Origin of the sequence: Ferruginibacter sp. (assembly GCF_031391665.1) — a bacterium.
Lineage (GTDB): Bacteria > Bacteroidota > Bacteroidia > Chitinophagales > Chitinophagaceae > Ferruginibacter.
In genome coordinates this window covers 1-10,102 of the sequence record NZ_JANMUN010000184.1, presented here as the reverse complement: position 1 = coordinate 10,102, position 10,102 = coordinate 1, and the positions used below count along the sequence as shown (strand labels likewise).

Below are 10,102 nucleotides of genomic sequence, written 5' to 3'. Positions count from 1 at the left end.
TTACCGGCTTCTCTTGCCTCTGCAATTACATAAGCAGAGCCTGCTTCCAGTTCGGCTTTCATTAATTCAATCCATTTATAAGGAGGCATAATATGTGCAGCATCTTTACTACCCACTTCACTTAATACGGTAAAGTGTTTGGTTAATTTTTCTATGTAGCCGCATTTTTCTGCATGCGGTATGGTTATAGAACCGTCACTAACTTCCACATAATTAATCCCAAATTCTTTACAAACATTTATAAAATCTTCAAACTGGTTTCTTATTAAAAAGGCTTCAAACAAGGTTCCGCCAAAATAAACCGGTATATCGTAAGATTGGTAAACAGCCAATTTATCTTTTAGGTTAAGGGTTACATAAGAAGTGCCAAAGCCCAGTTTAACAATATCCACATGCGGATGCGATACACTCATAAAGTTTTTTGCTTCTTCCACACTAAGGCCTTTATCCATTACCATTGTAATACCATGTTCACGTGGTTTTTTATTTCTGTCGGGTATTTGAGAGAGGTTAAAATTCATGCTTATTTTTTTAAAGTGGTGCAAATGTAAAAACAAATAGGCAATAAACAATTGTCAATGGTCAATTGTGAATGGGCAATTGTCATTTGTGATGCACAATAGCAGATGGGCAAAAAATAATTAGAAATACTTAATGAGATCTTTTCTTTTTAAAACGGGCAATTACATCTACCACCTGCTGGCTTTGTAAAATGGAGGGATTTAATTCAATTAATTTTTTAATAAGTTTTGGATTTATTTGCATGCCATTTTCCAATTGTATTATGGCTTCTTTCGATTTTCCCATTGCGAATAATATAGCACTTTTGTAAAAAAGAAAAATAGTTTTACCATCTGTTTGTTCGTAGGCAAACCCAGCATATTCCAGTGCTTCTTCAAACAGTTCGGCTTTGTAAAGGCATTTTAGTAATTCCATCCACCCGTTTAAATTTTTTGGTCTAACCCTTACTACATTGCCAAAATAAGTAATGGCATCATCTAATTTACCCATTTCCATATAACATTGACCAAGCGCAAGATTATACTCTGGCTGCAGGCGGTGCATACGCATAGCCACATCTAAATTTTTAACCGCACTGCCCCAGTTACCTTCATTCATGTAAGTACAGGCAATCTTATAATGCAGCTGGCTATCGCCATTATTAAGGTGTGCCGCCTTTTTATAGTTAAACCTGGCTTCTGCAAAGTTGCCCATCTTATCATAACAGTGCCCGATAGCCTCATAAATAACATCCTCTGGTCTGGCTAATTCTAAAACTTTTTCCAGCACTTCAATGGCTTCTTTGTATTTACGCAAACGTAAAAAAGCATCTCCCATATTACGCCATGCGTAATCAAACTTATCATCAATAGCTACCGCATAGTGATAAGCATCAATAGCTTTTTCGTACAACTTTAAACCCTGGTAAGCAGCAGCAAGATTAAACCATGCCAGTTCGTTAAACGGAAATTCGTCAATTATTTTTTGATGCAGCCGTATACCTTCTTCATTCCTTCCGGTAAAGTCCGTCCAAAAACAAATTTTGTATAAGGCTTCTTCGTTGTTGGGTTCCTGTTCTAAAATCATTTTAAGGCAATCAAAAACTTTTTCAAAATTTTCGTAATCATCATATACATCTGCCAGTTCAAATAACAAATCAATTTTTTCTTCGCCATCAAAATCATCTAAAGCTGTTTCTAAAACAGCAGCAGCTTTTTCCTGCTGGTCTAAAGCCAGGTAGGCATCAGTTTTTAAAATAAAAAGGTTGGTGTCTTTTCCATCCAGTAATTCTGCCTGCTCCAAAATATGAAGTGCTTCTTTATAACGCCGCAGGGCAATTAACAGATCTGCTTTTCTTAATAATAATGGGGCCGAATAAGGATATTGCCGGATGGCATATTCAGAAACTTCAAGCGCAGGAGACAGTTGTTCCTTTTCGTCATAATAATCAATAAGGCGCTCAAAGGAATCCTCTTCTATAAAAGAGTTGGCTTTGCCCGATTTAAGGTTGTTGTATTGCAACAGCAATTCCCTTAATTCATCTCTGTCCTGACGGTAAGGATGTTTACTCATTTGTGGTATAAGTTATTGTAAATTACCCACTTTTAAATAACTATACAAGTTTTTGTAACTTTTTTTTCCTTAAATCGTTAAAGAAATGCAAAAACAATGTATGAACGGTATGTAAATACCGGATATTTTTTTATATATTTGTCCTATAAATTTAACCAATGATTAAGATATCAAAATTACTGCTTGTTGCGATTGTGCTTTTTGGCGCAACGCAAAGTGTTTTGGCTGATAGAGGCATTGGAAAAAAAAGTAAATCAAAAGTTACTTTAAACATCAGTACCCCTGCAACATTAAGAAATTCTGTTTCTCTTAACCTTAAATCTGGTTTAAGATATACGGGAAGTGTATTTTTAAATAAGGCCACTGCCGGCAATTCAATGATAAGCAAAACGCTGGTAACTTATCAAAAAGGAAATACCGTTTATATCATTCCTTACAAACAAAAAATTATAATGCCTGAAATAAAGCCGGGTTATACAGGAATGAAATTGATTATAAAATCGCATTGAAAAATAATTGCCTCACAAATAAGTGAGGCTTTTTTTTGCAATGACTATTCGGAAAATAATAAAATGTTTATAGTTTAAAGCGCTGTCTTGTTTGAAAAGACAGCGCTTTTTGTTATTTTTAGGTTCTACCTAATTGCATTATCTTCTCATGAAGAAATATTTACTTCTTATTATTTTATCAATTGTTTGTTTACAGGATGTTTATGCTAACCACACAAAAGGTGGTTGGATGTATTATGAGTATTTAGGTCCGGGTATTAATGACCCTAATAAATTGAGATATAAAGTTGGATTAAATTTTTATGTAGAATGCAACACTCCTGTACCTGAACAACCTTGGAATTTTTCATTTTTCAGTGGCAGGTTTCCATACCCTTTTATACAGGATGTACCAGTTAGCCCTAGCGCTTCATTTCAAATACTGGGTTGTGTAACTATGAGTTGTTACCCGTGCATTTCTAATGTACCCGAAAGATGTTATGAAATAAGAAATTATGAAATCATTATTGAATTAGACCCTTCGCCGAATGGGTATATTATTTCAAAACAAAGATGTTGCAGGATTGGTGGAATCACTAATATTTTACCCCCATCTTCTGATTATGGAGCCACTTATACAATAAAAATACCCGGAGCTAATGATGGCCCAACAGCACAATTTAACGCAAGCCCTCAATTTATTTTTAATGATACTGCTGTTGTTTGCGGTAATAATGAATTTTCTATAAATTTTACAGCAAATGATGCTGATGGAGATTCTTTGTCTTACTCTTTTGTTGATGCATATAATGGCGGGTCATCTACCGCTCCAAGCCCTGGAACAGCATCACCACCTCCTTATGGTATCATATCTTATCAACCACCCTATTCTGGCCTTCAACCCCTTGGTTCATTAGCATCTATTGATCCAATTACAGGAATTATTAGTGGCATTGCGCCCCCGCCAGGCGAATATGTAGTTTGTGTTTTAGTAAAAGAATATAGAAATGGAATCAATATTGGTGAATCGAGAAAAGAATTACATTTAGAAACTGCTCCTTGTACTCCTTTAATAGCAAACCCTAACCCCAATTTTACAACCTGCAATGGGTTTACTGTAAATTTTTTCCATAACAGTTCGGGAGCAAATTCAGTATTTTGGGATTTTGGCGATGGGACAACTATTGCCGACACCTCAATAATTGATAATCCTGTATACACTTATACAGATACGGGAACCTATGTTGTTACTTTTATTATTAATCCCGGAGAACCGTGTACTGATACTGCCAAAAGAATTGTAAAAGTTTATCCGGGGTTTTTCCCGGGGTTTACAATATCCCCAACACTATGCGTTGGTGTGCCTGTTCAATTTACAGATACCTCCAAAACTGTTTATGGTGTAGTGGACAGCTGGCGATGGGATTTTGGAGAAATATCCATATTATCTGACACCAGCCGTTTAAAAAATCCTGTTTACACTTATCCTGCACCAGGTGCTACTTACAATGTAAAATTAGTAGTAACAAACAGTAAGGGCTGTATAGATTCCATGACTGTGCTGCTAACCATTGCAGATCCTCCTGCAGTAAATGTATTTCCTGCAGATACCATTTATTGCGGCCTTGACAGCCTGCAACTAACGGCTACGGGCACAGGAGTTTTTAACTGGACGCCCAATACCAATATTATTGGTGCCAATACCGCCACTCCATTAATATTTCCCACAGTGCTTACAAAATATTATGCAACGCTTACCAATGCTGCCGGTTGCAGCAGTAAGGATTCTATTACTGTTACACCCAAAATGGATCTGAGCAATGCTATTGCCGGTCCAAACCCTATTTGTGAGGAAGATACCATTACATTAAACGGCAGCAGTAATTATGCAACTAATATTAGCTGGCAATGGAGCCCGGCAGCAACTGTGGAGTCGTCAACAAATATTACTACAAGAGTTTTTCCTCTGGTAACTACTAATTATTTACTTACTACCAGGTGGGGTAACCATTGTGTTGCCACTGCCAGTAAATTAATTACTGTTAAACCTTTGGCCATACCTAACGCAGGCCCAAGCCCTGCTATTTGCGGCGGCCAACAATCGGCACAGTTAAATGCAAGTGGTGGTAATACATATACCTGGTCTCCTCCAACTGGTTTAAGTAATGCTAATATTCCAAATCCCGTTGCTTCACCTTCCGTTACAACTGTGTACACGGTATCCGTTGGTGTTACAGGCTGCAGCAAAACAAGAGATGACAGTTTAATTGTAAATGTGATAGCGTTGCCTGCGCTAACATTGCTTAACGATACCCTTATTTGCAATATTGACACTTTGCAACTTACTACAACCGGCACAGGCAATTATAACTGGACACCCAACTACATGATTAATAACACAGCTATTTCAAGCCCTTTGGTTAGCCCTGATGTGCCTACAAAATATTTTGTTACACTTACTGATGGATACGGCTGCCATAGCGATGATTCAGTTTTTGTAGATGTAAAAGATCATGTTACACTTTTTGCAGGTAATGATACTACTATATGCCAAACCGATGGATTTTTACTAAATACTATTGGTGATGCATTGCATTATAAATGGATACCGGCCACTTATTTAGATTATGATACTTTAAAGCGTCCTTTCGCCAGGCCACTTAGCACTACTACTTACAGTGTGGTAGGCAATATTGGCAAATGCCAGGGTAATGACGATATTGAAATTAAAGTAGCGCCTTATCCTGCCGCCAACGCAGGGTTGGATACAGCACTTTGCCCGGGTTTTTCTGTTCAGTTAAATGCAACCGGTGGCAGCAGTTATTTATGGACTCCCGTAACTTTTTTAAATAACAGGAATATACCCAATCCTTTTTCAACAGCACCTTCGGCAAGCGTACGTTATATTGTAACAGTTACGGATACTTTGGGTTGTCCCAAGCCGGTAAAAGATACAGTGTGGGTATATGTTTATCCCAAAGTAATTGCCAATGCAGGGCCAAGAGATACCAGTGTGGTAATTGGCGAACCATTGCAGCTGAATGCAGGCGGAGGTTTTTCTTATTTATGGAATCCTTCCACATGGCTAAATAACCCCACAATTAAAAGCCCTGTTAGTTTACCGCAGGATAATATTCAGTATGTGGTCATTGCATTTTCTAATCCCGGCAATTGTATTGGTACTGATACCATTGATGTGAAAGTATTTAAGATTGATCCAGATATGTATGTACCCACCGCCTTTACGCCGAATGGCGACGGCAACAATGATATTTTCAGACCAATTTTACTGGGCATGAAAGAATTAAAATACTTCAGGGTGTATAACAGGTTTGGCAACTTACTGTACAGCACTGCAGATATTGGAAAAGGTTGGGATGGTACTTATGCCGGAAAAGGACAAGACCCAGCTACTTATGTTTGGATGGCTGAAGGGGTAACCTACAAAGGCGACATCAAATTTAAAAAAGGTTATGTGGTATTGATAAGATAAAAAATATTGTTACAATTATTTAAAAGAGGCAGTCTCGAAAGTTCCAGCGATTGTCATACTGAGATTATCGAAATATTGTAATCGCTGGCAAACAAATCTGTAATCATTTCGATAAACTCAATGTGACAGATTTGTTTGCTTTTGAGACAGCCTCTTTTTTATTTGCTGGCATAGAAGTAATTTGCAGCTATGAACAACATTGTTTTAATAACCGGTGCAACATCCGGAATTGGAGAAGCCTGTGCAAAAAAATTTGCGGCTGCAAAACACAATTTAATTATTACCGGAAGAAGAAAAGAAAGATTGGATGAATTAAAAACTCATCTTGAAAATGAATACAGCATTGCTGTATTACCACTTTGTTTTGATGTACAGAACAGAGATGCTGTATTTAATGCGATAAATAATTTATCTGCCGAATGGCAAAACATTGCAATACTTATTAATAATGCAGGGCTTGCACTGGGGAGAGATAGTTTTGAAGATGCCGATTTAAACGATTGGGAAACCATGTTGAATACCAATGTGCACGGACTGCTTTATATTACAAAGGCTGTTATTCCTTTTATGATTGCTAACAATAAGGGCCATATTGTAAACATGGGTTCTGTTGCCGGTAAAGAAGTGTATGAAAAAGGTAATGGCTATTGTGCCAGCAAATTTGCAGTAGATGCTTTAAACAGGGCCATGCGTATCGATTTATTAAAGCATAATATAAAGGTTACCGGCATACACCCTGGTGCTGTAGAAACAGAATTTTCTTTAGTAAGATATAAGGGAGATTCGGCAACTGCATCTTCTACTTATAATGGCATTACACCACTTACGGGAGCAGACATTGCTGAAGTAATTTTTTACTGTACTCATTTACCTGCCCATGTTTGCATTAACGACCTGGTAATTACGCCAACACAGCAGGCTGATGCCTTTTATTTTAATAGAAATCAGTAAGTTAGGATTTTATTGGTACTTTAATTCTTATGGCACAATATTAGCATCATATATTCCGTTCAAGTATCGTTAGCCCGTTTAGGCCAAACTTTATTGTAAAAATCCAGTAAAATGTCGTAAACTTGTTAATCCTATTACTCAAACTGAAAAACCAATGAAAAACCTAAGACCACTACTTTCAGCAATTATTTTCCTTTTATTTAGCTATTCAATTAATGCACAGGATGTAATACGTCAAAATGCCTGCAGCAGTCCTGCTATTATGCTACAGGCCGACAGTATGAAAAAAGAATTGGCCAAACAGGGGTTTATTGTGGTAAAAGAGGCTTCTATGGAAATGGAAAGTGAGTACGAAATGCCTGTTATTGTTCCTTTAACAGAAGGTAGCTGGTACCAGTTTGTATTTATCGGCGATATCAGCTCAAAATTATATGAAGTAAGAATGTTTGACTGGAACGAAAAACAGGTGGTGTACCAGAAAAAAATGTGGGGCGATGTGGATGGCAATGTTATCAGTTATTCTTACATACCTCAATTTTCGGAGTACCATATGATGAAACCCGTACAGGTAAATAAAAAGAAAAAGGGTTTATGCGGTTATGTAATGCTGCTTAAAAAAGTTAAATAACTCGTTTTTTGCTTGGTTATAATCTCAAGAGAGTTCTGTTAAAACAGGGCTCTTTTCTTTTACCTATGCTCTCAATAAAATTTTAGCCAATAATCACAAATCCTTTGAGATTTACAAAAACTGTTTAGGCCTAAACAATTTTTAAAATTATTAGAGCTTTATAAAACCCGTCTGGTTTGCGAATTGTTTTACTTTGTTTTATCATCCAGAAACCTTAGAATAACCATTGCTTTTGCGTATGTGCAGCATTCCAAAACCTTTTACGCTACACAGCAATAAAAATGCCCATCAAAAATGATGAGGAAGAATTACATGTAATATTTTTTTACCTTATTGTGCTAACGAAACATTTATCTGCACACCTGCTCTTGTATTGGTAACCGGCGCACTGGAGGATATGTAAGGTATTACCTTGCGCTGATCGAAATAAAACTTAACCTGCACCCTGTTACTGAGATAATAATCAATAGTTGGTACAATGGTAATTTCTTTACTGCCACCAGTTGCAAAGTTTGTATTTTGATCTAACCGGCTGTTGGCAGTTACGTTATCCCGTATTTTAAAATCCAAGCGGAAATTAATTTCATTCTCCAATTTGCTTTTGCTGGTACTGGCGTTTTTACTTTGCAAAAATTTAGGCAAGTTTATATTGAATGGTAAACGCAAACCTTTTTTTCTGTAGCCTGCACCAATACTAAATTCCGAACTGCGTACCTCACTCAATTGAAAATCTATAAGGCTTAAACTTAACTGCCTTGTTTTAGCATATTCAAATTTAAACTGCATCTGGTTGGTAAACATCATATCTACCCCTACTAACGGCGAAAACTGTTCGCTAATAGAAATGTTGGGCACCAGAAAAAAAGGAAGGTAATTATTAGATGCAGTGTCATAAAAAGACGGGTAACCAAATCTTGAAACATCCTGGTACAGCAATGCTGAAGTAAACCCGTTCATGCTAAGGCTTCCATTATATCCATGAGAGATGGAGAAATTAGTAAATATTTTTTCTAATCCTTTAACACGGCTTAACCCATTGTAATCAATCTTCCAGTTAGGTTTGGGTAAAATAGCACGGAAAGGATTTGATTTTATATTGGGATTACTTTGTTTAATTAAAGAAACTGATTTAGGGTCATCTGATGTATAGGCGGCAATAAATGCCGGCACCAGTACATCAATAGCATATTTTCCGTAGCCATAATAATAACCATCTGCACCGGGTGTGGTACGGCCATTTACAATATTATATGTATTTGTTTTTCCTAAACGTTCAGATAAAATAACCCTGTAATCCTGAAACTTTTTAAAGGTTTCGGAAACACGGTTGGGATCGAATTTACCAAACAAAGTTTTGTAGGCAATATAGCTTACATCAAAACCACCGCCGGCATAAGGGTTAAGGTGGCCAAATTTAAAATTGGAGCCTCCGCTGGTATCTGCATAACGGAATGTTTCAGAATAGTTTTTATTAAAAGTCTTTCTTAAGTTTATAGAAATGGTTAAATCTCTTACTGGTTCCAGTTGTGCAGTTAAAGTGATAGATTGATTAAAGTTTTGTGTAAATAAGGAGTTGAAAGTAGTATCCTTAGTTATAAGCCCTTTTGCCGCAGCATTATTTAGCCAGCCGGTATCTGGTTGCCGACCTAAAAGAAAGTCGACACCGGGTGCCATGCTCTTCCAGTTTTGCCCAAGGTATTTTGTACTGTCGGCATAGCCGGGTAAACGGGTATTGGCATTTTCAGAAACGGTGGCGCTTACCTGTTTAATACTGGTTAATAATTTACCAAGAATTTTTTCGGGTGTGCCAACATAAGGCAAAGCTGTCCTGTCAATTATTTTTCTTGTTTTAATAATTTTCTTACCCGTTTTAGTAGTTACTGTATCTTTTACTTTAGTTATACGCTTTCTCCATTTTTCCCTGTCTTCTTTATTAGATGGTTGCTCTAACTGGCGCAGCCATTTAGATTTTTGGTATAATCTTGTAAAATCAAATTGTGCAGCAGCTTCTTTTTGCTGGCCATTTTCTATAATATTACCCAGGCTAACTGCCAAACGTGATGCACCAATCCATCCATAATTTGCCTGGTAACTAACATTCATCGTCGTCCAGTCCAGCAAAGGAAATTTTGTGGTAGGCAATGTGTAAGTAAAATTGGCGGTATGCCTGTACATAGTATTTCTTCCGCCTTTAAGAAAGTTTTTCCAAACTGAATCTTTTTTTGTTTTGTTGTCCAGTCTTCCTGCCGGCTCATCTACCCTTGAATTATTGGTGGCGGTAAAATCGAAGTTTATGGACCGGGTAAAATTCCAGCGTAAAATATAATCTCTTTGAAAAATAAAATATTTATCATAAGTTTCCGGAATAGCATATTTGGATGCCCCAACACTACGTGGACGAATAGCCCCTAATTGCCGGTTAACATCTGCACGGAAACTTAATGTAGAGGGGATAAGATTTACATTAAA

General features: G+C 37.0%; 7 protein-coding genes. 4 read left to right on the top strand and 3 right to left on the bottom strand.

The window, feature by feature from the left end; all coding sequences use genetic code 11:
- A partial coding sequence (locus ACY651_RS13890) for a phosphosulfolactate synthase (RefSeq protein ID WP_462253753.1) occupies positions 1-521 on the bottom strand: 521 nt, incomplete at its 3' end.
- 130 nt (positions 522-651) lie between these two features.
- Complete coding sequence (locus tag ACY651_RS13885) at positions 652-2,073, bottom strand: tetratricopeptide repeat protein (protein WP_462253751.1); 1,422 nt, start codon at positions 2,071-2,073, stop codon at positions 652-654.
- Between the two features lie 158 nt (positions 2,074-2,231).
- Between ACY651_RS13885 and ACY651_RS13880 the strand changes: the two genes are divergently transcribed.
- From ACY651_RS13880 to ACY651_RS13865, 4 genes are all read left to right on the top strand, one after another.
- On the top strand, positions 2,232-2,582 hold the full coding sequence (locus ACY651_RS13880; protein WP_462253749.1) for a hypothetical protein: 351 nt from the start codon (positions 2,232-2,234) through the stop codon (positions 2,580-2,582).
- 148 nt (positions 2,583-2,730) lie between these two features.
- Complete coding sequence (locus ACY651_RS13875) at positions 2,731-6,054, top strand: PKD domain-containing protein (protein WP_462253747.1); 3,324 nt, start codon at positions 2,731-2,733, stop codon at positions 6,052-6,054.
- Positions 6,055-6,243: 189 nt separating this feature from the next.
- Positions 6,244-7,005, top strand: coding sequence for an SDR family NAD(P)-dependent oxidoreductase (locus ACY651_RS13870; RefSeq protein ID WP_462253745.1), 762 nt, complete (start codon positions 6,244-6,246; stop codon positions 7,003-7,005).
- Between the two features lie 154 nt (positions 7,006-7,159).
- Positions 7,160-7,633: a hypothetical protein gene (locus tag ACY651_RS13865; RefSeq protein ID WP_462253743.1), complete on the top strand. Its 474-nt coding sequence runs from the start codon at positions 7,160-7,162 to the stop codon at positions 7,631-7,633.
- Between the two features lie 330 nt (positions 7,634-7,963).
- Here ACY651_RS13865 and sov read toward each other — a convergent pair.
- Positions 7,964-10,102 (bottom strand): T9SS outer membrane translocon Sov/SprA (gene sov / locus ACY651_RS13860; protein ID WP_462253741.1); only part of this gene is annotated, 2,139 nt, incomplete at its 5' end.